General features: G+C 52.8%; 17 protein-coding genes and 2 pseudogenes. 14 read left to right on the forward strand and 5 right to left on the reverse strand.

Features of this window, described 5'->3' with window-relative positions; genetic code table 11:
* Positions 1-1,004 precede the first annotated feature (1,004 nt).
* Entirely contained in the window at positions 1,005-2,027 is a 1,023-nt protein-coding gene (locus BBW69_RS10075) for a YadA C-terminal domain-containing protein (protein WP_370628291.1), read from the forward strand.
* Positions 2,028-2,092: 65 nt separating this feature from the next.
* Here BBW69_RS10075 and BBW69_RS00450 read toward each other — a convergent pair whose 3' ends face one another.
* Positions 2,093-2,431 (reverse strand): P-II family nitrogen regulator, encoded by a 339-nt coding sequence (locus BBW69_RS00450; protein ID WP_039854868.1) that lies wholly within the window; start codon positions 2,429-2,431, stop codon positions 2,093-2,095.
* 93 nt (positions 2,432-2,524) lie between these two features.
* On the opposite strand from BBW69_RS00450, the gene BBW69_RS00455 reads away from it, so the two are divergent.
* From BBW69_RS00455 to mgtE, 5 genes are all read left to right on the forward strand, one after another.
* Positions 2,525-2,758 (forward strand): hypothetical protein, encoded by a 234-nt coding sequence (locus BBW69_RS00455; protein WP_188210067.1) that lies wholly within the window; start codon positions 2,525-2,527, stop codon positions 2,756-2,758.
* A 154-nt stretch (positions 2,759-2,912) separates the two neighbouring features.
* Entirely contained in the window at positions 2,913-6,869 is a 3,957-nt protein-coding gene (gene purL / locus BBW69_RS00460) for a phosphoribosylformylglycinamidine synthase (RefSeq protein WP_188210068.1), read from the forward strand.
* A 94-nt stretch (positions 6,870-6,963) separates the two neighbouring features.
* The gene (gloB, locus tag BBW69_RS00465) at positions 6,964-7,722 is read left to right on the forward strand and encodes a hydroxyacylglutathione hydrolase (protein ID WP_003678284.1); all 759 of its coding nucleotides are present in this window, start codon (positions 6,964-6,966) and stop codon (positions 7,720-7,722) included.
* Between the two features lie 202 nt (positions 7,723-7,924).
* The gene (locus BBW69_RS09925) at positions 7,925-12,646 is read left to right on the forward strand and encodes a S6 family peptidase (RefSeq protein WP_223169896.1); all 4,722 of its coding nucleotides are present in this window, start codon (positions 7,925-7,927) and stop codon (positions 12,644-12,646) included.
* Between the two features lie 236 nt (positions 12,647-12,882).
* A complete protein-coding gene (gene mgtE, locus BBW69_RS00480) occupies positions 12,883-14,337 on the forward strand; it encodes a magnesium transporter (RefSeq protein ID WP_188210069.1) in 1,455 nt (484 codons plus the stop codon).
* Between the two features lie 89 nt (positions 14,338-14,426).
* On the opposite strand, the gene hslO is transcribed toward mgtE, so the two are convergent.
* On the reverse strand, positions 14,427-15,332 hold the full coding sequence (gene hslO, locus BBW69_RS00485; RefSeq protein ID WP_188210070.1) for an Hsp33 family molecular chaperone HslO: 906 nt from the start codon (positions 15,330-15,332) through the stop codon (positions 14,427-14,429).
* Between the two features lie 244 nt (positions 15,333-15,576).
* Between hslO and BBW69_RS00490 the strand changes: the two genes are divergently transcribed.
* The 7 genes from BBW69_RS00490 (at position 15,577) to BBW69_RS00520 (ending at position 23,693) form a co-directional block, all read left to right on the forward strand.
* The gene (locus BBW69_RS00490) at positions 15,577-16,158 is read left to right on the forward strand and encodes a C40 family peptidase (RefSeq protein ID WP_188210071.1); all 582 of its coding nucleotides are present in this window, start codon (positions 15,577-15,579) and stop codon (positions 16,156-16,158) included.
* 18 nt (positions 16,159-16,176) lie between these two features.
* Complete coding sequence (locus BBW69_RS00495) at positions 16,177-16,395, forward strand: hypothetical protein (RefSeq protein WP_188210072.1); 219 nt, start codon at positions 16,177-16,179, stop codon at positions 16,393-16,395.
* 137 nt (positions 16,396-16,532) lie between these two features.
* A complete protein-coding gene (locus BBW69_RS00500) occupies positions 16,533-16,880 on the forward strand; it encodes a CidA/LrgA family protein (protein WP_107961113.1) in 348 nt (115 codons plus the stop codon).
* Positions 16,877-17,569: an LrgB family protein gene (locus BBW69_RS00505; RefSeq protein ID WP_188210073.1), complete on the forward strand. Its 693-nt coding sequence runs from the start codon at positions 16,877-16,879 to the stop codon at positions 17,567-17,569. Before BBW69_RS00500 ends, BBW69_RS00505 begins: the two co-directional genes overlap by 4 nt.
* Positions 17,570-17,624: 55 nt before the next feature.
* Positions 17,625-19,034 carry a chloride channel protein gene (locus BBW69_RS00510; protein ID WP_188210074.1) on the forward strand — a complete coding sequence of 470 codons (1,410 nt, stop codon included), beginning with the start codon at positions 17,625-17,627 and terminating at the stop codon, positions 19,032-19,034.
* Between the two features lie 227 nt (positions 19,035-19,261).
* Positions 19,262-23,497: an ATP-dependent RNA helicase HrpA gene (gene hrpA, locus BBW69_RS00515; protein WP_188210076.1), complete on the forward strand. Its 4,236-nt coding sequence runs from the start codon at positions 19,262-19,264 to the stop codon at positions 23,495-23,497.
* Positions 23,481-23,693, forward strand: coding sequence for a hypothetical protein (locus BBW69_RS00520; RefSeq protein ID WP_188210075.1), 213 nt, complete (start codon positions 23,481-23,483; stop codon positions 23,691-23,693). Before hrpA ends, BBW69_RS00520 begins: the two co-directional genes overlap by 17 nt.
* 148 nt (positions 23,694-23,841) lie before the next feature.
* Here BBW69_RS00520 and BBW69_RS00525 read toward each other — a convergent pair.
* Positions 23,842-24,150: pseudogene (locus tag BBW69_RS00525) on the reverse strand (ParA family protein); the annotation flags it as partial.
* A 530-nt stretch (positions 24,151-24,680) separates the two neighbouring features.
* Here BBW69_RS00525 and BBW69_RS00530 point away from each other — a divergent pair.
* Positions 24,681-25,742 (forward strand): 5'-nucleotidase, encoded by a 1,062-nt coding sequence (locus BBW69_RS00530; protein WP_223169897.1) that lies wholly within the window; start codon positions 24,681-24,683, stop codon positions 25,740-25,742.
* 60 nt (positions 25,743-25,802) lie between these two features.
* Here the strand turns inward: BBW69_RS00530 and BBW69_RS00535 are convergent, their stop codons facing one another.
* Together BBW69_RS00535 and BBW69_RS00540 are read right to left on the reverse strand one after the other, a co-directional pair.
* Positions 25,803-26,252: a type IV pilin protein gene (locus BBW69_RS00535; RefSeq protein ID WP_107860413.1), complete on the reverse strand. Its 450-nt coding sequence runs from the start codon at positions 26,250-26,252 to the stop codon at positions 25,803-25,805.
* An 87-nt stretch (positions 26,253-26,339) separates the two neighbouring features.
* Positions 26,340-26,708 (reverse strand): annotated as a pseudogene (locus BBW69_RS00540) (helix-hairpin-helix domain-containing protein).
* Between the last annotated feature and the right edge of the window lie 183 nt (positions 26,709-26,891).

Here is a 26,891-nt window from a genome sequence, read left to right on the forward strand (position 1 = left end):
AAAAAAAAAATAAAAAAATAAATAAATAAATAAATAAATAAATAAATAAATAAATAAATAAATAAATAAATAAATAAATAAATAAATAAATAAATAAATAAATAAATAAATAAATAATGCAAAATAAATTGCGACAAAGTATTGTATATATTCCCCTACTCACATATACTCTAATATGTAAACAAACTTGGTAGGAATGAAACTACTTGCAAAAGATTCCCGCCCCGTTTTTTATCCACTCACAAAGGTAATGAGCCATGAAACACTTTCAATCCAAAGTACTGACCGCAGCCATCCTTGCCGCCCTCAGCGGCAGCGCAATAGCAGCCGACGTTTACTTAAAAAACGAAGTTTACAGCAAAGAAGAAGTAAACACCGAGATTACCAATGCAAAAACCGCGGTTGAAGAAAAAATCAACGCCGCAAAAAAAGAACTGGGCGACAAGCTGGATAAACAAAAAGACAGCGACAGCAAAGAGATTGAGAAAGTCAAAACGGCTATTACTGGCGTTAAAAACCTCCTTGTAGGTGACCCAAAAGACGACCAAAATCCTGGATTGATTGGCACCATTGACGACCTTAACAAATCCATAAACGGCGATGTCGAAGAAAACGGTAAAAAAATTCCTGGATTGATTGACACCGTTGCCGAGCTTGACAAATCCGTAAAAAGCAACAAATCTGAAATAGATGAATTAAAAAAAGATTTGGAAACCACCGACAACGCGCTGGATGAAACTACCAACGCCTTGAATAAAGCGGAAGAAAAGGTAACGGCATTTGCCGACGAGACTAAGAAAAATATCGAGGCAACCAATGAAAAATTAAACGACGTAGCTGCTAGCGTCGACAGCCATGAAGAAACATTAAAAGAAATCGCCACTTCATTGGATGAAACCAACACTAAGGCCGACGAAGCTGTTAAAACCGCCAATGAAGCTAAAAAGGTAGCTGATGAAGCCAAACAGACAGCCGACGACACCAAACAAAACGTCGATGCCAAAATAAAAGCTGCAACAGATGCCGCAGGCGAAGCTAAGACTGCCGCAGGCGAAGCTAAGACTGCTGCAGGCGAAGCCAAAAAAGCCGCTGAAAAAGTTACCGACATCGAAGAAGCTGCCGAGGTTGCCTTAATTGCTGCCCACAAAAATACCCAAGACATCCACGGATTCGAAGAAGGAGACATCATCTACAAAAAAGATAAAAATGGCAAGATTACCGAAAAAGAAGCAACTGCAGCCGATGTTGAAGCCGATGAATTTAAAGGTATGGGTCTAAAAGGAATCGTGGCTGAACACGACGAAAGCCTTGATAAGCTGACCGAAACCGTCAATGAAAACAGCGAAGCATTGGTGAAAACCGCCGGGGTTATCAATGAAATCAGTACCGATGTCAAAGCCAACAAAGCTGCTATCGATAAAAAAGCAGATCAAACCGCATTGGATGAAGTGTCCGGCAAGGTAGCCACAAACAAAGCTGCTATCGATAAAAAAGCAGACCAAACCGCATTGGATGAAGTGTCCGGCAAGGTAGCCACAAACAAAGCTGCTATCGATAAAAAAGCAAACAGCGCCGACGTGTACACCAAAGAACAGTCTAACGAAAGATTTGTCAAAATTGATACCAGCATCAATGGTCTGAACACTACTGCCAATGGATTGGAGACACGCTTGACCGCTGCCGAAAAATCCGTTAAAGACCACGGTACGCGCTTGGATTCTGCCGAAAAATCCATTACCGAACACGGTACGCGCCTGAACGGTTTGGATAAAGCAGTATCAGACCTGCGCAAAGAAACCCGCCAAGGCCTTGCAGAACAAGCCGCGCTCTCCGGCCTGTTCCAACCTTACAACGTGGGTCGGTTCAATGTAACGGCTGCAGTCGGCGGCTACAAATCCGAATCCGCAGTCGCCATCGGTACCGGCTTCCGCTTTACTGAAAACTTTGCCGCCAAAGCAGGCGTGGCAGTCGGCACTTCGTCCGGTTCTTCCGCAGCCTACCATGTCGGCGTAAATTACGAGTGGTAAGCAGCATCTCCCGATAAAGAAACCGCAGCCCTGCAAGGCTGCGGTTTTTATTTTCTATCCGGCCGTCAGACTGCCGCATCCGAACGCTCGCCCGTACGGATGCGCACCGCTTCCTCGACCGGCAGCACAAAAATCTTGCCGTCGCCGATTTTGCCCGAACGCGCCACCTCGACAATCACGTCAATCGCGCGTTCCACGGCGTCATCCGCCAACACCAGCTCGATTTTGACTTTGGGCAGGAAATCGACGGCGTATTCCGCGCCCCGGTAAATCTCCGTATGCCCCTTCTGCCTACCGAACCCTTTAACCTCGCTGACGGTCATGCCTGTAATGCCGATTTCGGTCAATGCTTCGCGCACGTCGTCGAGTTTGAAAGGTTTGATGATGGCTTCGATTTTTTTCATGGCAAACTCCATTGATTGACGGAAACAAATGCAAATATAGCAGAAGCGGCAGGGAAACGATAAGCGGTACGGTTCACTCGGCGGTACGGCAATTTGCCGGAAACCGTCATTCCCGCGCAGGTGGGAATCCCGACCTCTGCATTTCAGCAATATTTAAAGGCTTCTCAGCAATATTTAAAGGCTTCTGTAAATCCAAACTTCTATATTCCCGACCGTGCGGAAACGACGGCATTTGATATCAAAATATACGGAAGCAGTTGCCCGCCCTCTGCTTCCTGCAATTATCCGTATAACCCTTCTTTGGGTAAAAATCAGAAAAACAGATAAAATCCTTATTCCTTAATATTTTCAGACGGCACCTGTATTTCTCCCAACCATATGCCGTCTGAAGATTGTCAACACTTTAACCCAAATTACCAAGCAACCCAGACCCTTTCGGCGTATAATACGGCCTTTCCCAACCGCATTTGTGAGCTGAATCATGTCTGTTGTTTTGCCCTTGCGCGGCGTTACCGCCCTTTCCGATTTCCGTGTTGAAAAACTCTTGCAAAAAGCGGCCGCACTCGGTCTGCCCGAAGTGAAACTGAAAAGCGAATTTTGGTATTTTGTCGGCAGCGAGAAAGCACTGGATGCCGCGACTGTCGAAAAACTGCAAGCCTTGTTGGCGGCGCAAAGCGTTAAAGAAACGCCCGAAGCGCGCGAGGGCTTGCATTTATTTTTGGTAACGCCCCGTTTGGGCACGATTTCGCCGTGGGCTTCCAAGGCGACCAACATCGCGGAAAACTGCGGTTTGGAAGGCATCGAGCGCATCGAGCGTGGCATGGCGGTGTGGCTGGAAGGTCGTTTGAATGATGAACAGAAACAACAATGGGCGGCGTTGCTGCACGACCGCATGACGGAATCTGTGCTGCCCGATTTTCAGACGGCCTCCAAATTATTCCACCATCTCGAATCCGAAACCTTCTCCACCGTCGATGTTTTGGGCGGCGGTAAAGAGGCTTTGGTCAAAGCCAATACCGAAATGGGTTTGGCACTCTCCGCCGACGAAATCGATTATCTGGTTGAAAACTATCAGGCTTTGCAGCGCAATCCGTCCGACGTTGAACTGATGATGTTCGCGCAGGCAAACAGCGAACACTGCCGCCACAAAATCTTCAACGCCGACTTCATCCTCAACGGCGAAAAACAGCCGAAATCCCTTTTCGGCATGATACGCGATACGCACAACGCGCATCCCGAAGGTACGGTCGTTGCCTATAAAGACAACTCGTCCGTGATCGAAGGCGCGAAAATCGAGCGTTTCTATCCGAATGCGGCGGAAAACCAAGGCTACCGTTTCCACGAAGAAGACACGCATATCATCATGAAAGTGGAAACGCACAACCACCCGACCGCCATCGCGCCGTTTGCAGGCGCGGCAACGGGTGCGGGCGGCGAAATCCGCGACGAAGGCGCGACGGGCAAAGGTTCGCGCCCTAAAGCGGGCTTGACCGGCTTTACCGTGTCCAACCTCAACATTCCCGACCTCAAACAGCCGTGGGAACAAGACTACGGCAAGCCGGAACACATTTCCTCGCCGCTGGACATCATGATTGAAGGCCCTATCGGCGGTGCGGCGTTCAACAACGAATTCGGCCGCCCGAACCTCTTGGGCTACTTCCGTACCTTTGAAGAGAAATTTGACGGTCAGGTTCGCGGCTACCACAAACCGATTATGATTGCCGGCGGCTTGGGCAGTATTCAGGCGCAGCAGACGCATAAAGACGAAATCCCCGAAGGCGCGTTGCTGATCCAACTGGGCGGCCCGGGTATGCTTATCGGCTTGGGCGGCGGCGCGGCTTCTTCAATGAACACCGGCACGAACGACGCGTCTTTGGACTTCAACTCCGTACAACGCGGCAACCCTGAAATCGAACGCCGCGCTCAAGAAGTCATCGACCGCTGCTGGCAGCTTGGCGACAAAAACCCGATTATCTCCATCCACGACGTCGGCGCAGGCGGCTTGTCCAACGCCTTCCCCGAACTGGTCAACGATGCCGGACGCGGCGCGGTATTCAAGCTGCGCGAAGTGCCGCTGGAAGAACACGGCCTCAACCCGCTGCAAATCTGGTGTAACGAATCGCAAGAGCGTTATGTGTTGTCGATTTTGGAAAAAGATTTGGACACCTTCCGCGCCATCTGCGAACGTGAACACTGCCCGTTTGCCGTAGTCGGCACGGCGACCGACGACGGCCATTTGAAAGTGCGCGACGATTTGTTCTCCAACAATCCTGTCGATTTGCCGCTGAACGTCTTGCTCGGTAAACCGCCCAAAACCACGCGCAGCGACCAAACCGTGAGGTCGTCTGAAAAACCGTTTAACGCGGGCAATATCGACATCACCGAAGCCGCCTACCGCGTTTTGCGCCTGCCTACCGTAGCCGCCAAAAACTTCCTGATTACCATCGGCGACCGCAGCGTCGGCGGCATGACCCACCGCGACCAAATGGTCGGCAAATACCAAACCCCCGTAGCCGACTGCGCCGTTACCATGATGGGCTTCAACACCTATCGCGGCGAAGCGATGTCTATGGGCGAAAAACCGACCGTCGCACTGTTTGACGCGCCCGCCTCGGGCAGAATGTGCGTCGGTGAAGCCATCACCAACATCGCGGCAGTCAACATTGGCGACATCGGCAACATCAAACTCTCCGCCAACTGGATGGCGGCGTGCGGCAACGAAGGTGAAGACGAAAAACTCTACCGCACCGTCGAAGCCGTTTCTAAAGCCTGTCAGGCATTGGATTTGAGCATTCCCGTGGGCAAAGACAGCCTGTCGATGAAAACCGTTTGGCAGGACGGCGAAGAGAAAAAATCCGTTGTTTCGCCGTTGAGCCTAATTATCTCCGCGTTTGCGCCAGTGGAAGACGTACGCAAGACTGTTACGCCTGAGTTGAAAAACGTCGAAGACAGCGTATTGCTGTTTATCGATTTGGGCTTTGGCAAAGCGCGTATGGGCGGCTCCGCGTTCGGTCAGGTGTACAACAATATGAGCGGCGACGCGCCCGATTTGGACGATACAGGTCGTCTGAAAGCCTTTTACAGCGTGATTCAGCAACTTGTCGCCGAAGACAAACTCTTGGCGTATCACGACCGCAGCGACGGAGGCTTGTTTGCGACGCTAGCGGAAATGGCGTTTGCGGGGCGTTGCGGTATCAGTACCGATATAGATTGCCTGATGGATAAATTCCTACCGATTCATCACCCGGATTTCCAAGGCGACCCGGCCGAGGACTTATCTGACGAACTTTATAATCATGCCGCCATTAAAATCTTATTCAATGAAGAATTAGGTGCGGTTATCCAAATCCGCCAAAAAGATAGAGATTACGTTAATGCAGCATTTAAAGCAGCTAACTTAATCGATGCCGTAAGCTGGATTGGCTCTCCTGATTTTGACAATGAATCTATTTCTTTCTTTGGTTACGGCTATTTCTTGGAACAAAACCGCGTCGACCTGCAACGCGCATGGCAGGAAACTTCTCACGCCATCCAACGCCTGCGTGACAATCCCGCCTGCGCCGACAGCGAGTTTGCCCTGATTGGCGACAACGAACGCAGCGCATTGTTTGCCGACGTGAAGTTTGATGTAAACGAAGACATCGCCGCGCCGTTTATCAACAGCGGCGCAAAACCCAAAATCGCCATCCTGCGCGAACAGGGCGTGAACGGGCAAATCGAAATGGCCGCCGCCTTTACCCGCGCCGGATTCGATGCCTACGACGTGCATATGTCCGACTTGATGGCAGGCCGCGTCCACCTTGCCGACTTCAAAATGCTGGCGGCGTGCGGTGGCTTCAGCTACGGCGACGTACTCGGCGCGGGCGAAGGCTGGGCGAAATCGATTCTGTTCCATCCCGCCTTGCGCGACCAGTTTGCCGCCTTCTTCGCCGACCCGGACACGCTGACACTAGGCGTATGCAACGGCTGCCAAATGGTCAGCAACCTTGCCGAGATTATCCCGGGTACAGAAGCATGGCCTAAATTCAAACGCAACTTGAGCGAACAGTTTGAAGCGCGCCTGAGCATGGTTCATGTTCCGAAATCCGCGTCGCTGATTCTGAACGAAATGCAAGGCTCCAGCCTGCCCGTCGTCGTCAGCCACGGCGAAGGCCGCGCCGACTTCGCGCTTCACGGCGGCAAAATTTCAGACGACCTCGGCATCGCGCTGCAATACGTCGACGGACAAAACCAAGTGACCCAAACCTATCCGCTCAACCCTAACGGCTCGCCTCAGGGTATTGCCGGCGTTACCAACGCCGACGGCCGCGTGACCATCATGATGCCCCACCCCGAACGCGTGTACCGTGCCGCGCAAATGAGCTGGAAACCGGAAGACTGGACGGAACTCTCCGGCTGGTACCGCCTCTTTGCCGGCGCAAGAAAAGCTTTGGGCTAACCGCCCTACTCAAACCAATGCCGTCTGAAGAATATTTCAGACGGCATTCCGGCATACCATCCTTTAAACGGTATCCGTCCACCGAGGAACACTCATGAAAATCACACCCGTCAAAGCCTTGACTGACAACTACATTTGGATGATACAGGAAGGCAACCATGCCGTCTGCGTCGACCCCTCCGACCCCACACCCGTATTGGAATTCCTCGTACGCAACCGACTCATGCTTGCCCAAACATGGGTAACTCACCCCCACCCCGACCACGAAGGCGGTGCTGCCGCACTGTGGCGCGGCTACATGGAATCGCCCGTTTACGGTGAAACCGACATCGAAGCAGCAACCCACACCGTAACCGCAGGCACCCAATTTACCTTCGGCGAAGGGTTAATCACCGTTTGGGCAACCCCGGGCCATACCGACCGCCACATCAGCTACCTCATGGAAACTTCAGACGGCATACACGTCTTTTGCGGCGATACCCTTTTTTCCGCAGGCTGCGGACGCGTGTTCACCGGTACGGTCGAACAGCTTTACGACAGCTTCCAACGGTTCAACCAATTACCCGAAGGCACCCTGTTCTACCCGGCACACGAATACACCGCCGCCAACCTAGATTTTGCCGCCCATATCGAGCCGGACAACGCCGACATTCAGGCGGCATTAAAGGCGGCGGCGCATACGCCAACCCTGCCCGTTACCCTCGCACACGAACGCCGCATCAATCCGTTTTTGCGCGTCGACCTGCCACACGTCAGGGCCCGCGTCGAGGCATTGAGCGGGAAAACGTTAAACAGCAGCCTCGATACCTTTGTCGCGCTGCGTGAACTTAAAAACCGATACCGGACGAAATAAAATAACGGAAAAACGCAGCCATTCCTAGGATTTTTATTAAAATCTTAAATAAAATCATACAATCATCGCCAATAGACGAAAGGACGCCGTTCCCTTATAATCAAACAAAAACAAAATATACAATATAAATCCAGCACAAAACGGGGCCGGTGATTCTTACCCGCAAGAATCGTTGATTTTCTCTATTACACGGATAATCATCATGCGCTTCACACACACCACCCCGTTTTATTCTGTATTGTCCACCCTCGGTCTTTTTGCCGTTTCCCCTGCTTATTCGTCCATTGTCCGCAGCGATGTCGATTACCAATATTTTCGCGACTTTGCCGAAAATAAAGGCGCGTTCTCCTTAGGTGCAAGCAATATTTCCATCCAAGACAAACAAGGCAAAATATTAGGCAGGGTTCTCAGCGGCATCCCCATGCCCGACTTCCGCGTCAGCAACCGCCAAACCGCCATCGCCACCCTGGTTCACCCCCAATACGTTAACAGCGTCAAACACAACTCCGGCTACGGTTCCATACAATTCGGCAACGACACCCAAAATCCAGAAGAACAAGCCTATACCTACCGCCTCGTATCACGAAACCCGCACCCTGGCTACGACTACCACCTTCCCCGCCTCAACAAACTGGTTACCGAAATCTCACCTGCCGCACTCAGCAGCGTACCCTTGCTTGGAAACGGCCAGCCAAAGACCAATGCCTACCTTGATGCCGACCGCTTCCCCTACTTTGTACGGCTCGGCTCAGGCACGCAACAAGTCCGTAAAGCAGACGGCACGCGTACACAAACCGCCCCGGCATACCAATACCTGACCGGCGGCACAGCACTAAAAGTATTGGGTTCCCAAAACCACGGCTTACGCGTTGGCGGCAGCCTGACCGACCAACCCCTTAACACCTACGCAATCCCCGGAGACAGCGGTTCCCCCCTGTTCGCCTTCGACAAGCATGAAAACCGCTGGGTGCTTGCGGGCGTACTCGGCACCTACACCGGCTTCGACAACTTCTTCAACAACTACATCGTCACCCAACCCGAATTCATCCGTTCCACCATCCGCCAATACGAAACCCGGCTGGATGTCGGGCTGACCACCAACGAACTCATATGGCGCGATAGCGGCAAGGGCCGCAGCACCCTGCAAGGGCTCAACGAACGCATCACCCTGCCCATTGCAAACCCTTCGCTTGCCCCACAAAACGACAGCAGGCACATGCCGTCTGAAGATGCCGGCAAAACACTCATCCTATCCAGCAGGTTCGACAACAAAACACTGATGCTGGCAGACAATATCAACCAAGGCGCAGGCGCATTGCAGTTCAACAGCAACTTCACCGTCGTCGGTAAAAACCGCACATGGCAAGGTGCAGGCGTTATCGTAGCCGACGGCAAACGCGTCTTCTGGCAAGTCAGCAATCCAAAAGGCGACCGGCTCTCCAAACTGGGTGCAGGCACGCTTATCGCCAACGGACAAGGCATCAACCAGGGCGACATCAGCATCGGGGAAGGCACTGTCATCCTCGCCCAAAAAGCTGCTTCAGACGGCAGCAAACAAGCATTCAACCAAGTCGGCATCACCAGCGGCAGGGGCACGGCCGTCCTCGCCGACAGCCGGCAAATCAAACCTGAAAACCTCTATTTCGGCTTCAGGGGCGGACGGCTCGACCTCAACGGCAACAACCTTGCCTTTACCCATATCCGCCATGCGGACGGCGGCGCGCAAATCGTCAACCACAACCCTGACCAAGCCGCGACACTGACGCTGACCGGCAACCCCATCCTCAGTCCCGATCATGTCGAGTGGGTGAAATGGGGCAACCGTCCGCAAGGCAACGCGGCGGTTTACGAATACATCAACACGCACCGCAACCATCGGACCGACTACTTCATACTCAAACCCGGCGGCAACCCGCGCGAATTTTTCCCGTTAAATATGGAAAACTCAACAAGCTGGCAATTTGTCGGCAACAACAGGCAACAGGCCGCCAAACAAATCACCCAAGCCGAAAATGCCCGCCCCGACCTGATTACCTTCGGCGGATACTTGGGTGAGAACGCGCAAACGGGCAAAGCCGCACCGAGTTACAGCAAAACCAATATCGAATGGGTGCAATGGTCCAAACACCCCACACAAGCCCTCGCCCTATACGAATACGTCAACCCGCACAGGGGCAGGCGTACCGACTATTACCGCCTCAAAGAAGGCGGCAACCCCGGCGCCTTCTTCCCATGGGATGCCTACAGCACCCAAGACTGGGAATTTCTCGGACATGACCGCGAAGCAGCCATAGAAAAAACCCGCCATATCGCAAATGCCGCCGTATACGGACGGCCCGAATACCGTTACAACGGCGCACTCAACCTGCACTATCGTCCCAAACGCACCGGCAGCACGCTGTTGCTCAACGGCGGCATGAACCTTAACGGGGAAGTCTTGATTGAGGGCGGCAATATGATTGTGTCAGGCAGGCCCGTACCCCATGCCTACGACCACCAGGCCAAACGCGAACCCGTTCTTGAAAACGAATGGACCGACGGCAGCTTCAAGGCTGCGCGTTTCACCCTGCGAAACCATGCCCGACTGACGGCAGGGCGCAATACCGCGCATCTGGACGGCGACATAACCGCATACGATCTGTCCAGCATCGACCTCGGCTTTACCCAAGGCAAAACACCGGAATGCTACCGCTCCTACCATAGCGGCAGCACCCACTGCACACCCAACGCCGTTTTAAAAGCCGAAAACTATCGTGCACTACCTGCAACGCAAGTACACGGCGACATTACCCTTAACGACCGTTCAGAGCTCCGCCTGGGCAAAGCACACCTGTACGGCAGTATCCGTGCCGGCAAAGACACCGCAGTCCGCATGGAGGCAGACAGCAACTGGACACTTTCCCAGTCCAGCCACACCGGCGCACTGACGCTTGACGGCGCACAAATCACCCTGAACCCCGATTTCTCCAACAATACACACAACAACCGCTTCAACACACTGACCGTAAACGGTACACTTGACGGGTTCGGCACATTCCGACTCCTGACCGACATCGTCCGAAAACAAAACGACCTCCTCAAACTGGAAGGGGACAGCCGCGGCGCATTCCAAATCCACGTCAGAAACACCGGACAAGAACCTCAAACAACCGAATCGCTCGCACTTGTGAGCCTCAACCCGAAACACGGCCACCAAGCCCGATTCACCCTCCAAAACGGCTATGCCGATTTGGGTGCATACCGCTACATCCTCCGCAAAAACAACAACGGATACAGCCTGTACAACCCGCTCAAAGAGGCCGAACTTCAAATTGAAGCCACGCGTGCGGAACATGAGCGCAACCAACGGGCATACGACAAATTACAAGCCAAACTCACCCTCAAACAACAAGAAACCGAACGGCTGCAGCATATCCACCAACAGGCTCAAACCAACCAAAACGGCAGTGAAGGCAGACTGGCCCAAATCAACCGGGAAATCAACCAACTGCAGCAAAACTTCAACCAGACCGCAGCCGAATACAACCGGACCAACCGCTCCCGTACGCTCAAACGGCGCTCAATCTACGGGCAATATATCCGGTTGCAAAATACCCTCCACAGCCGCCAACAACAGGCAACCGACATCAGCAGACAGGCTCAAAATGACGCTGACGCGACCAGGCAGGCACTACAGGCCTGGCAGAACAGTCAAACCGAACTTGCCCGCATCGACAGCCAAGTCCAATATCTGTCCGCCCAATTGAAACAGACAGACCCGCTGACCGGCATTCTGACGCGTGCCCAAAACCTGTGTGCCGCACAAGGATACAGTGCCGATATCTGCCGTCAGGTTGCCAAAGCCGCCGACACGAACGACCTGACACTCTTCGAAACCGAACTGGATACGTACATAGAACGTGTAGAAACGGCCGAATCCGAACTTGACAAAGCACGGCAAGGCGGCGATGCGCAAGCCGTCGAAACAGCCCGACACGCCTACCTGAACGCACTCAACCGTCTGTCCCGACAAATCCACAGTTTGGAAACCGGCGTTGCCGGCATCCGTATGCCGAACCAGGCCGAACTAATCAGCCGGTCGGCCAACACCGCCGTTTCCGAACAAGCCGCCTACAATACCGGCCGGCAACAGGCGGGACGCCGCATCGACCGCCACCTTACCGATCCGCAGCAGCAAAACATCTGGCTGGAAACCGGTACGCAACAAACCGACTACCATAGCGGCACACACCGTCCCTACCAACAGACTACCGACTATGTACATATCGGCATCCAAACCGGCATCACCGACCGTCTCAGTGTCGGTACGATTTTGACCGATGAGCGCACAAACAACCGTTTTGATGAAGGCGTATCCGCCCGAAACCGCAGCAACGGCGCACATCTGTTCGTCAAAGGAGAAAACGGCGCGCTCTTTGCCGCGGCAGATTTAGGCTACAGCAACAGCCGTACCCGATTTACCGATTATGACGGGGCTGCCGTCCGCCGCCACGCATGGGATGCAGGCATCAACACCGGCATCAAAATCGATACCGGCATCAACCTCAGACCCTATGCCGGCATCCGTATAAACCGCAGCAACGGCAACCGGTACATACTCGACGGTGCAGAGATAAACAGCCCGGCGCAAATCCAAACCACATGGCATGCCGGCATCCGTCTCGATAAAACCGTCGAACTGGGTCAAGCCAAGCTGACCCCCGCCTTCAGCAGCGATTACTACCATACCCGCCAAAACAGCGGTTCCGCCCTCAGCGTCAACGACCGTACCTTACTGCAGCAAGCCGCCCACGGCACACTGCATACCCTGCAAATCGACGCCGGATACAAAGGCTGGAACGCCAAACTTCATGCCGCTTACGGCAAAGACAGCAACACCGCCCGCCACAAACAGGCAGGAATCAAAATAGGCTACAACTGGTAACAAGCCGGTGAAAATGCCGTCTGAAACTCCGCGTTTCAGACGGCATTTACGTTAAAAATAGCAAGCCGTTTCCGACAAAAGAGAGTAAAATAGCGGCGTTTCCGACTCTGTGCCTGCCCTGTCAGGCTTTTATCATGGATCTTCCCAGTCCGTTTTTACCAAACGCACCCCGCACTTCCAACCGACAATAACCATCCCGCCGAAATGCCTCCCCGCGCACGGCGGGCGGAGCATTTATGAGCATCGAACAAACCTCTCCGAACTTTGAAAACAACGGTATCGAAAACGACGTAGAACGCGTTTCCGCCGATTTCGACCGTATCCACGCGCTGTGCGAAATCCTCTCGCCTGCCTTCCCGCAAATTGAGGAAGGCGTGCCGATTGAGGATGAGGCGTTGCGCGACAAATTCACCGAACTGACCGTCCTTCTGAACGAATTGCACCCGGCCGACGTAGCGGCGGTATTGGAATCACTGCCGCCGCGCGAACGCAATATCGTCTGGATTTTGGTCAAACCGGAAGACGACGGCGAAGTCTTGCTGGAAGTGTCCGATGCAGTCCGCGAAACGCTGATCGAGTCAATGGACAAAGACGAGCTGTTGGCAGCGGTCGACGACTTGGATGCGGACGAATTGGCGGAGCTGGCAGACGACCTGCCGCACCAAGTGGTTTACGAAGCGCTGCAAACGCGTGATGAAGAAGAGCGTGCGCAAGTCAAAGCGGCAATGTCTTATGAAGACCATCAGGTCGGCGCGATTATGGACTTCGAACTGGTCAGCATCCGTGCCGATGTAACCTGCGAAGTGGTACTGCGTTACCTGCGCCGCTTCGACAGCCTGCCCGACCACACGGATAAAATCTTCGTGGTTGACGAAAACGATGTTTTACAGGGCGTACTGCCCATACGCAAACTCCTAGTCGCCGATCCCGAAGACTTGGTAGAAACCGTAATGGCAAAGGATATCGTACGTTTCCGTGCCGAAGACGATGTGGAAGAGGCCGCGCAGGCATTTGAACGCTACGACTTGGTAACCGCGCCCGTCATCGATGAAAACAAAAAACTCATCGGCAGGATCACCATTGACGAAATGGTCGACGTCATCCGCGAAGAATCAGAAGCAGATATCCTGAACATGGCGGGTTTGCAGGAAGAAGAAGATTTGTTCGCACCAGTGTGGGATTCGGTGAAAAACCGCTGGATGTGGCTTGCCGTCAACCTCTGTACCGCCTTCCTTGCCAGCCGCGTCATCGGCGCGTTTGAAGGCAGTATCGAAAAAATCGTCGCTCTCGCCGCACTGATGCCCATCGTCGCCGGCATAGGCGGCAATTCAGGCAACCAAACCATCACCATGATTGTCCGCGCAATGGCGATGGGGCAGTTGACGGGAATGCAGGCGGGGCGCTTGTTGAAAAAAGAAGTCGGCGTCGCCTTGGTCAACGGCATTATCTGGGGAACCGTCATGGGCGCGGTTTCATGGCTGCTCTACGGCAGCCTCGGCATCGGTTTGGTCATGGTTGCCGCGATGACGCTCAACCTCCTGCTGGCGGCAACGGTCGGCGTGCTGATTCCCGTCATTATGGATAAGTTCGGACGCGATCCCGCACTGGGCAGTTCGGTACTGATTACCGCCGTTACCGACTCCGGCGGCTTCCTGATTTTCTTGGGTCTCGCAACCATGTTCCTGCTTTAAATGCCGTCTGAAACACATGAAAATGCCGTCTGAAACACCCTGTAGGGATTTTCAGACGGCATTTGACTATTTATCTTTGTTACACAAGATTATTGGACGGTATGTTGGGACTGCTCTCGGGCAACGCCGACCACATCCGCACCGAACAGCGCATTGACATCGGTTTCGTCAAACACATATTTGCTGTGGCAGAAGTCGCAATCAATCTCGATGCTGCCTTGTTCCGCCACCACGCCGCCGACTTCTTCCCCGCCCAGCATCAACAGCATATCGCTGACCTTGCCCCGATAACAGGTACATGAAAATTCAAACGTTTCCGGCTCGAATACACGCGGCGGCGTTTCGTGGAACAGGCGGTACAAAACATGTTGCGCATCCAATTCTGCCAGCTCGCCCGCCGTCAGTGTGCGCGCCAGCGTACTAACGTGTTCCCATGCCTCTTCATCCAACACCTCTTCAGGCAGACGCTGCACCAGCAGACCGCCCACCGCTTCGTCGCTTGCAGACAGGACGATGTGCGTATCAAGCTGTTCGGAACGTTTCATATAGTTTACCAACATTTGCGCGATACCTTCGCCTTCCAAAGGTACTACACCCTGCCAGGGTTCGCCGTCTTTAGGCTGCAGCGTCAGCACGAATACGCCGCCCTCGCCCAAAAGATCGGCCAAACTTTCATCTTCACCGATTTCTGCCTCCTCGTCCCAACGCGCGGTCGCACGGACGGTACGGTCGGAAGTCGCTTCCGCAACCAGCATTTTCAGCCGCCCCTGCCCCTGAACCTGCACAATCAGCGCACCTTCGTTTTTTAAGTTGCCCGACAGCAACACACCCGCCGCCAACAACTCGCCCAAAGCACGGCGGATGGCGGAAGGATAGTTTTTCTGCTCCACGATGTGCTGCCATACGTTTTCCAAACGGACATGCAGCCCGCGTACGGGCATATCGTCAAAAATAAAACGGGTACGTACATCGGCATGGCGGATATTTTGATTCATTATTCTCTCTGATTGATTGTTCGGATGGCGGATATATGGTTGCGGTCGGCCCGAAAACAAGGTCATGCATAGAATATGCCCGTTTAAATATCCGATAAAACAAATAAAATCAAAAGATTAACCCAATCTAACAAGCAGTTTTTGCCAAACCGGTGTTTTTTTATATACAATCAACAAGATATTTTCAATTGATACAGCATAACATCGCATGGCGGCATGAGGCCTCCTGCGCGGAAACACCGATATGGATTCTTTTCTCAAGCCGGTCATTCTGGCGGTATTGTGGCTGGTATTTGCCGCCCGTCCCGCCTTTGCCGACGAGTTGACCAACCTGCTCAGCAACCGCGAGCAAATTCTCAAACAGTTTGCCGAAAACGGGCAATACACCCAAACCGCCCGCACTAATAATGACCGTACTTCAGGTTCCGCCGACGAGCTTATCGGCAATGCGATGGGACTCTTGGGCGTCGCCTACCGCTACGGCGGTACGTCGACCTCCACCGGATTCGACTGCAGCGGCTTCATGCAGCACATCTTCAAACGCGCGATGGGCATCAACCTGCCGCGTACATCGGAAGAACAGGCACGGATGGGTTCTTCCGTTTCCCGAAGCGACCTGCAGCCCGGCGATATGGTCTTCTTCCGCACGCTCGGCGGCGGCCGGATTTCACATGTCGGACTCTATATCGGCAACGACCGCTTCATCCATGCGCCGCGCACGGGAAAAAATATCGAAATCACCAGCCTGAGCCACAAATATTGGAGCAGTAAATATGCGTTCGCCCGTCGGGTCAAGAAAAACGATTCGTCCCGCTTTCTAAACTGATTTCCCAAGGAATACGCAATGAGTATGCCCGAAATGCCCAAATGGTACGATGACGACGGACAGATCGTATCCTGTACCGAAAAAGTCAAAGTAATGGCCGAAAACATGACCGAACTGTACCAGATGGCACAGGATACGTTTGAAGACGCGTTGCTGATGGGCTGCAGCGAACGTCAGTTACGCGATTATCTGCACACGCTGATTGCCGGCTTGGACAACCCCTACCGCAAAGCCTGAACAAGGTACACGTCATGCGGCACGGTTCATCCGTGCCGTTTTCCGTTTGCGTCCCGGCTTTTCAGACGGCATGAATAACGTTATGATTAAACAGTTAACAAAATAAATCATACCACGCCGGCATCCGGACACCCGCTATGAACATCATCCGCGCACTACTCATCATCCTCGGCTGCCTCTCTGTCGGCGAAACTGCCGTTTACCTCAGCGGCATCAAGCTGCCCGGCAGCATTATCGGCATGGGCGTACTGTTCCTCATGCTTCAGGCAGGATGGGTCAAACCTTCATGGTTGCAAGAGTTGACCGACGCGCTGATGTCAAACCTGACGCTGTTCCTCGTGCCGCCCTGCGTTGCCGTCATCAGCTACCTTGATCTCATCGCCAACGACTGGTTCCCCATACTGACTGCTACCGCCGCCAGCACGCTGTGCGTCCTAATCGTTACCGGCAAAGTCCACCGGTGGATACGGGGTATTATCCGATGAACGAAATCCTCAGACAGCCGAGTATCCTGCTTTTCCTCACGCTTGCCGCGTACGCGCTCGCCATCATCATTAGGAAGCGGACGGGCAACATCCTCTTCAACCCCGTCCTAATCAGCACGATTGCGCTGATTGCCTACCTGAAAATCCTCAATATTGATTACGCGGTGTACCACAACGCCGCACAATTCATTGATTTCTGGCTTAAACCCGCTGTTGTCGTACTTGCCGTCCCGCTCTACCAAAACCGCCGGAAAATCTTCAACCAATGGCTGCCCGTCATCGTTTCGCAACTTGCAGGCAGCATTACGGGCATCGTTACGGGAATGTATTTTGCCAAATGGCTGGGAGCGGGACGCGATGTCGTCCTCTCCCTTGCCTCCAAATCCGTGACCAACCCCATTGCCATCGAAATTACCCGTTCCATCGGCGGCATTCCCGCCATTACCGCCGCCACCGTCATCATCGCCGGCCTCGTCGGGCAGATTGCCGGTTACAAAATGTTGAAAAACACGGTCGTTATGCCCTCGTCTGTCGGAATGTCGCTCGGTACGGCTTCGCACGCGATGGGCATTGCCGCCTCGCTCGAACGCAGCCGACGTATGGCGGCATACGCTGGACTGGGGCTGACGCTCAACGGCGTACTGACTGCACTCATTGCCCCGTTAATCATACCCGTTTTAGAATTTTGAACCCGTTTCAGACGGCATACCGGGATATGCCGTCTGAAATGTCGGAATACACGTCATGACACCTACGCTTCCCCGGCGCATCGCCCGCAAAATCCGTCAAACCCGCCGCCTGTCGCGCAAAAGCATCGCCTTTGTGTTCCTCTTGGCAGGCTCGGCACTCGTTGCCCTGACCGCGCTGTTTTTCGCCCACCTTGCCGACTTTGCACTGGAACTGAACACCAGCCTGGTTCAGAAATACCCATGGTTCGCGTGGATTGCCCTGCCGCTGGGATTACCCGCCATCACCTGGTTTACACGCAAATATGCGCCATATACATCGGGCAGCGGCATCCCCCAAGTCATCGCCTCGCTGTCACTGCCCTACGGCGCACAAAAAACACGGCTGATCCGCCTCAAACCGACACTGCTGAAAATCCCGCTCACCTTTTTGGGCATGCTGTTCGGTGCATCCATCGGACGCGAAGGCCCATCCGTTCAGGTCGGCTCGGCAGTGATGGGCGCGTGGGGCGCGTGGTGCAAAAAACACGGTTTGGCATTCAAAGGGATGCAGGAAAACGATTTGATGGCGGCGGGCGCGGCGGGCGGCTTGGCAGCCGCATTCAACGCGCCTTTGGCAGGCGTGATTTTCGCCATTGAGGAACTGGGGCGCGGCATCATGTTGCGCTGGGAGAGGCAGATTCTTTTGGGCGTGCTCGCCTCTGGTTTCATACAGGTCGCCATTCAGGGCAACAACCCGTATTTTTCGGGTTTCAACGGCGGCGTATTGGAAAATATTTTGATGTGGGTCGTGGCGGCGGGGCTGGTTTGCGGCGCGGCGGGCGGTCTGTTCGGACGGCTGCTCTATCAGGGCGCGGCGGCATTTTCCCCGCGCAAAATACGGGGCTTCGTCCGCAATCATCCGTTGCTGCTCTCGGCTGTCATGGGTCTGCTGCTTGCCGCATTGGGCACGCTTTATCAGGGCAAAACCTACGGCACCGGCTACCACGAGGCCGCCCAAGCCCTGCATGGCATCTACGAAGCCCCCTTCGGACTCGCCGCCGCCAAATGGCTCGCCACCGTTTTCAGCTATTGGGCAGGCATCCCGGGCGGCATTTTCACTCCCTCGCTGACCATAGGTGCGGTTTTGGGCGAGCATATCGCCGCCATCGCCGACATATCGCAGGGTGCAAACATCATCGTCCTCATCTGCATGGCGGCATTTCTGGCGGGTGCGACACAATCCCCGATAACTTCCGCCGTCGTTGTCATGGAAATGACCGGCGGGCAAAGCCTGCTGTTTTGGATGCTGATTGCCTGCATTTTCGCCTCGCAGGTTTCACGCCAGTTTTCGCCGCAGCCGTTTTACCACGCATCGGGAATGCGTTTCCGCCGGCGCGTGCTGCAGGAAACCGCCGCCCAAACCGGCAATGCGCCCGCAGGACTGCAAACAGCAAACAGCAAAGCGGGAATGCCGTCTGAAAATTAAAACGCCCCCGATCAAACGCCGGCAGACGCCCCTTCACTCAGCCGGGACGGGGCGCAGGGCAAACCGCCTTGATTCGAATACCGTTCCGCCGCCGCTTGAAACTTCAGCAACAATGCCGTCTGAACGACAGAATGAGGTTTTCAGACGGCATTTCTCCATCCCGATATTGCCCGAACCCAACCAAAGCGTTTGCTATAATTCTATTTTTTACCGCACACGCACCAGCCATGTTTCCCGATTTCTCCCAAACCCTCTCCAAAGACCGCCACTTCCTGCAATCCGCCTTCAAAAATCCCAACAAATACGGCAGCTTATCCAAAGTCGAAGAAAAATACCGGAAATCGCACGAAATCTTTTTGAAGCGTTTGGCCGCCTTACCCAAACCCGAATTCGACAACACCCTGCCCGTTCACGAGAAGCTCGAAGAAATCAAAAAAGCCATTGCCGAGAATCAGGTAACGATTATTTGCGGCGAAACCGGTTCGGGCAAAACCACGCAGTTGCCCAAGATTTGTCTGGAACTCGGGCGCGGGGCGGCAGGCTTGATCGGGCATACCCAGCCACGCCGTTTGGCGGCACGTTCGGTGGCAGAGCGGATTGCCGAAGAGTTGAAATCCGAAATCGGCAGCGCGGTCGGCTATAAGGTACGCTTCACCGACCACACCTCGCGCGATGCCTGCGTCAAGCTGATGACCGACGGCATCCTACTGGCGGAAACCCAGACCGACCGTTACCTCGCCGCCTACGACACGATTATTATCGACGAAGCGCACGAGCGCAGCCTGAACATCGACTTCCTCTTGGGCTATTTGAAACAGCTGCTGCCGCGCCGCCCCGATTTGAAAGTCATCATCACCTCGGCAACGATAGACGCAGAACGCTTCTCCCAACACTTCAACGGTGCGCCTGTTTTAGAAGTGAGCGGGCGCACCTACCCCGTCGAAATCCTCTACCGCCCGCTGACCAGCAAAGACGAAGACGACGCAGAAGTGGAGCTGACCGACGCGATTGTCGATGCAGCCGACGAGTTGGCACGCTATGGCGAAGGCGATATCTTGGTGTTCCTGCCGGGCGAACGCGAAATCCGCGAAGCCGCCGAAGCCCTGCGCAAATCTACGCTGCGCCGCAACGATGAAATCCTGCCCCTGTTCGCACGCCTGTCGCACGCCGAACAGCACAAAATCTTCCACCCCTCCGGCGCAAAACGCCGCATCGTATTGGCAACCAACGTCGCCGAAACCTCGCTCACCGTGCCGGGCATCAAATACGTCATTGACACCGGCCTCGCGCGCGTCAAACGCTATTCTGCACGGGCAAAAGTGGAGCAGCTTCATGTCGAAAAAATCTCCCAAGCCGCCGCCCGCCAACGCTCCGGCCGCTGCGGCCGCATCTCTGCAGGCGTATGTATCCGACTGTTTTCAGAAGAAGATTTCAACAACCGCCCCGAATTTACCGACCCCGAAATCGTCCGCAGCAACCTCGCAGCCGTCATCCTGCGCATGGCAGCGTTGAAACTCGGCGACGTAGCGGCATTCCCGTTTTTAGAAATGCCCGATTCGCGGTATATCAATGATGGGTTTCAGGTATTGCTGGAATTGGGGGCGGTTAATGAACACAACGGCCTGACCAAACTCGGCGAACAAATGGCGCGTCTGCCCATCGACCCGAAAATTGCGCGCATTTTGCTGGCGGCGAAGAAACACGACTGCATGGCGGAAATATTGGTGATTGCGTCCGCACTGTCGATTCAAGACCCGCGCGAGCGGCCTTTGGAAGCGCGCGATGCCGCCGCCAAGGCGCACGAGCGTTTTACCGACAAGCAGTCCGATTTCCTTGCCTATCTGAACATTTGGGACAGCTTCCAGCGCGAGCGTGATAAAGGTTTGTCCAACAAGCAACTGGCGCAGTGGTGCCGCCAATATTTCCTGTCGCACCTGCGTATGCGCGAATGGCGCGAGCTGCACCACCAGCTTGCCCAAACCGCGATTGAAATGGGTTTGACCACCAAAGAAGCCGCGTTTAGACAACCTCCTACCCAAGAACAATTAAGGCCGTCTGAAAGCCAAGGCGACCAAGATTTGGCAGCCAAACTCAAACAAAAACAACTGGATAAGAAACAACACCGCGCCCAAATCCGCGCTGCCAAAGAAGCGGGCTACGAACAAATCCACCGCGCCCTGCTGACCGGCCTTATCGCCAACGTCGGCATGAAATCGCCCGACGGCAACGACTATACCGGCACGCGCGGCAGCCGTTTCCACCTTTTCCCGGCATCAGCCCTGTTCAAAGCCAAGCCCAAATGGGTGATGGCGGCAGAATTGGTTGAAACCACGCGCCTTTACGCGCGCGATGTCGCCGTTATCCAGCCCGAATGGATCGAGCAGGAAGCGCTGCACCTCGTCCGCTACCACTATTTCGAGCCGCACTGGGAACAAAAACGCGGCGAAGTCATCGCCAGCGAACGGGTAACGCTCTACGGTCTGACCGTCTTGCCGCGCCGTCCCGTGTCCTACGGCAGAATCGCCCCCGAAGAAGCCCGCGAAATCTTTATCCGCAGCGCATTGGTGGCGCAGGAAAGCGATTTGAAAGCGGAATTTTTTGTCCACAACAAAAAGCTGATTAAAGAAATTACCGAACTCGAACACAAATCGCGCAAGCAAGACGTATTGGTCGATGACGAAGCCCTGTTTGCGTTTTATAACGAACGCCTGCCCAAGCTGGTGTGGAAAGATGCGAAAGGCGGCGTTTGGGGAAGCGAAGAGGGCGGACAAACCCAGTCGGACAAGACGGCCGGACAAAACGGACAAGCAAACCAGCGCAACGCAGGGCGTGTGGTGCAAGCTGCGCACGCGGATTCCAAAGATGCGTCCAGCCGCAAGCGTGAACCGAGTTCACACACCCTACAAAATGTTTCAGACGACCCCAAATCCCAAAAGCAGCCAGCATCCCAAAAAGGCCGTCTGAAACCTTTGCCCCTTGCCGATATCCGCACCTTTGAAGCCTGGCTCAAAACCGCCGAGCGCGACAATCCGCGCCTGCTGTTCCTCAGCCGAGACGATCTGATGCAACACGCCGCCGCACACATTACCGAAGAGCAGTTCCCCAAATTCTGGCAAACCGCAGACGGCAAGTTCAAACTTTCCTACCGCTTCGAGCCGCACCATCCGCTCGACGGCGTGACCATGACCGTGCCGCTAACCGTCCTCAACCGCCTGCACGCGCCGTCGCTCGAATGGCTGGTGCCCGGTATGTTGCGCGAAAAAATCCAGCTGCTGATTAAAGCCCTGCCGAAGCAAATCCGCCGCATTTGCGTGCCCGTACCCGATTTCATCACCAAATTTCTCGAAAGCAATCCCGACCGCCAAGCGGCCATCATTCCCCAGTTGGCGCACTTTATCGCCAAAAGTGCCGGCGATATGCGGATTCTCGAGCAAATTGACCAAGACGCATGGGCGGCGCAAGAATTGCCTGAACACTGCTATCTGAATCTGCGCATTATCGACGACGGCGGACAAGAGCTTGCCGGCGGCCGCAAACTGCATGAGTTGCAACAACAACTCGGCCAAGCCGCCGCCGTCACCTTCCGCGACAACACCCAAGAATTCGAGCGCGACAACGTTACCACATGGGACATCGGCACCCTGCCCGAATCCATCAAATTCGCCCGCGGCAAACAGCAGCTCACCGGCTACCTCGGCCTGCAAAAAGAAAAAGACGGCCGCATCGCCCTGCGCCTGTTTGACACCACAGAAGCCGCAGAGCAGGCACACCGTCAAGGCGTAATCGAATTGATGAAGCTGCAATTAAAAGAGCAGGTAAAAGACCTGAACAAAGGCATCCAAGGCTTCACCCAAGCCGCCATGCTGCTCAAACACATCAACGCCGACACCCTGCGCGACGACCTTACCCAAGCCGTCTGCGACCGTGCCTTTATCGGCGAAGACGAGCTGCCGCGCAACGAAAAAGCCTTCAAAGAACAAATCAAACGTGCCCGTAGCCGCCTGCCCGCCGTCAAAGAAGCCCTCAGCCGCTACCTGCAGGAAACCGCCGCCGCCTACGCCGAACTGAACAGCAAACTCGGCAAACACCCATTGACCCACCTTCTAAGACTACGCCTGCAAACCCTACTCGCCGCCGGCTTCGCCACCCGCACCCCGTGGGCACAATGGCCGCGCCTCCCCATCTACCTCAAAGCCATGACCCTGCGCCTCGAAAAATACAGCAGCAACCCCGCCCGCGACGCAGCCCGCGAAGCCGATATTCAAGAGCTGGAACAAATGTGGCAGGAAAAAACCGACGGCTTGGTGAAACAAGGACAACCCGTTTCAGACGACCTAGCCGCGTTTAAATGGATGATTGAAGAATTGAGGGTATCGCTGTTTGCACAGGAATTGAAGACACCGTATCCGGTGTCTGTGAAGAGATTGTTGAAGGAGTGGGAAACAATTGAAAGATGGAGATAGATTACAAAAATTTATTTTTGCTCGTTCAAAAGATGGCACAAGATATTTTATTCACCTTAACGCATTAAAAAATGAAAATTTATCTACATGGAAAGAGTTACGGACTGGCTCAAAATTGGCAATTGTTCCAGATTTGGAAAATATTAAAGAAGAAAAGGATATTGTTGCTAAAGAGGGTTTTATTTTATCAGTATAAAGTTGTTAGGGTGTATATCTACTCTTGATTGAACCAAACCAAAGGCCGTCTGAAAGTACTTCCCACCTTTCAGACGGCCTTTTTATCTTCATATCCCTATTTATTTTTCCAACCGTGCAATCAGTTCATCAGCCAAGTCGAGATAAGCCTAGGTGCCTTTGGCGTGGGCGTCGTAGGCGAGGGTAGGGAGGCCGTGACTGGGGGCTTCGGCGAGGCGGATGTTGCGGAGGATGACGGTATCGAAGAGCAGGTTGCCGAAGTGTTGTTTGAGCTGTTCACTGACTCCGACGACGAGGCGGCTGCGGCTGTCGTATATGGTGCGGACGATGCCGGTTACATCGAGGTCGAGGTTGATGGCTTGGCGGATTTTGCGGACAGTGGCTACTAAGTCGGAAATGCCTTCGAGAGCGTAGTATTCGCAAAGCATGGAGACGATGACGCCGTTGGCGGCGACTAGCAAGCCGTAGCCCGCATCCAATCGCATGCGCGCCTTCGGGCACACAACAATTACAAAGAATCTTAAATTTATGCGTAGGGTGTGTGCAGTACGCACGCACGTGGTCTTTCTAAACTACTTCCCTTTCCAACCAAACTAAAGGTCGTCTGAGACCCATTTTCAGACAACCTTTTGCCACTTTATAAAGCAAAGATTCCCACACATCTCCCAAACGTCGTCTGACTCAGTAAACTTCCCATATTTCAAAAACTTCTTGGAAGCCAACCATGCCCCACCTATTTCCGCCCCACATTATCGAACACAGTCTACTTTATTTTCAGCAGGGTATGGTGCTGTCTGTAAAACTTCCGCCGGGCGTTATCGGGCGGAGGTGCGCGTTTCGGAAAACTATTGGGTATAGTTGAAGCTGGATAGTGATTTATATATTAAAGACGAAGGCTGCAATTGTCCTTATGTCTAAGAGTGCAAACATACCTTAAATTACTATATTACATGGGCAAAATACAAGCCTGTAACGAATTGGAAATAAAATGCCGTCTGAAAATATCTTCAGACGGCATTATAAAATCTGTTCACCTTTTCAGATGAGTAATGTACACCCCTATACGATTTTTGCTACCATGCTCCATAAATCCACGGCTAAAGATATCCTTATTATGTCCTATGATTTATCGAAACGACTTGTAATCGGCTTAGCATCAAGCGCCCTATTCGACTTATCCGAATCGGATAATATATTTAGAACAGAAGGAGCAGAAACCTATAGGCAATATCAGAGGGAAAAACAAAACCATCCCCTAAAAGAAGGCGTTGCCTTTCCATTTATTAAGAAACTTCTGTCAATCAATGAAATAAACCCAAACGACCCACCAATTGAAGTTATTCTTTTATCCAGAAACGATCCAGATACCGGTTTACGGGTCATGAATTCGATAGAAGCCTATGGGCTTGATATTACACGAGCCTTATTCCTTCAAGGCGGAGACCCGCATAGATACATTAAAACACTATCGATTGATTTATTCTTATCTGCAAATGAAGTTGATGTGAGACAAGCCATCACAGCGGGCTACCCTGCCGGACACGTTTTAGCATCTCATTTCGAAGATGGTTGTCTCAGTGATTCGGAATTAAGGATTGCATTGGATTTTGATGGCGTTCTTATTGATGATTCATCAGAAAAAATCTATGCAGATCAAGGAATACGGTCTTTCCAAGAATATGAATTGAAACATAGTAACAAAACACATAATTCCGGGCCATTAACGGGATTCCTAAAAAAATTATCAGAAATCCAAATACAGGAAAAAGACTTCTCCGTAACTAACAGGCAATACAAACCCAAATTACGTATTGCAATTATTACTGCTAGAAATGCCCCCTCCCACAAGCGTGTGATTAACACAATGCGTAGCTGGGGAATAACCGTAAATGAGGCCTTTTTTCTCGGCGGTATTGAAAAAAGAAAAATTCTTGAAGTACTCAAACCCCATATTTTCTTTGATGATCAAAAAATACATCTGGATTCTGCCACAGAAATCCTGCCTTCCGTCCATATCCCGTTCGGAATCAGAAACAAACATAATCTATAAAAATACCGGCGTTGTTTACAATATCTCCCATACTTGTAAACAACACCGATAATTTCAAACCTACTTAAATAATGTACAACCCTTATCATTACCCCTAAAATAATCTAATCCATCATCACAAGAACTGGTAGATCCTTTACAAACAAAAGTTACCAAATTCTCATTCATCTTAATAATACGAGGCTCTTTATTTTTATCTATGGCAACTGCCTTCAACATAAACTTACTGTCCAACGCACCTCTCGCAACCCCATTCAACCGAATACAAAAACCCTCAGCCTCTTGAATCGGTAACTTTGGCCACTTAGTAGATGTTTGTTTAAATGTCCCATTTTGTAGATAAAACTTTTCCATAAAATGTGCATTCTCTAATAAAGCCGAGCGTACCGCACTTATTCTAGCCTTTTCAATATAATTACGGTAGATTGGATAAGCAATGAGAGCAAGTACAGACAATATCAAAACTACTGATATTAATTCAACCAGCGTAAACCCCCGATTATCAGTCATTACTTTACTTCCAATAAGAATAGATTATTCAACATATTTCTTTGAACAGACTTACTATCCCATTCAGCAGTATGCATGTTTACCGCCCTATTTTTTAGCTGCGGGTATAGCCGGTTTGGCTGGGGCCTTAGGCGCAGGCGCACCGACAGAAGCCTGGTCCTTCAGCTTCGCCAACACCGCAGGGCCGATACCCTTAACCTTTGTCAACTCGTCCACAGACTTGAACGCACCGTTTTGCGCACGGTATTCCACAATGGCCTTTGCCTTTGCCGGACCTATTCCCGGCAGCGCCTCCAATTCCTGCTGGGAAGCGGCATTGACGTTTACCGCAGCAAAAGAGAAGGCGCAGGAGAACAGCATACAGAACAATACAAACATTTTTTTCATGGTTTTTCCTTCAACGTGTGGTAAATAATAAAATTACGTCATTTTAAAATGAATATCCAAAAGTTTCAAGTCGTCCCTCTACAAACCCAACCAGACACCGTACAGATACCGTCCTACCACCCCCAACATTTTTTCCTGGCAAAGCAAAAACCCCCGGATATCCGGGGGTTTTCTGAATGGGTGTTTGGCAGTGACCTACTTTCGCATGGAAGAACCACACTATCATCGGCGCTGAGTCGTTTCACGGTCCTG

It is taken from the genome of Neisseria sp. RH3002v2f, from assembly GCF_014596375.1.
GTDB lineage: Bacteria > Pseudomonadota > Gammaproteobacteria > Burkholderiales > Neisseriaceae > Neisseria > Neisseria cinerea.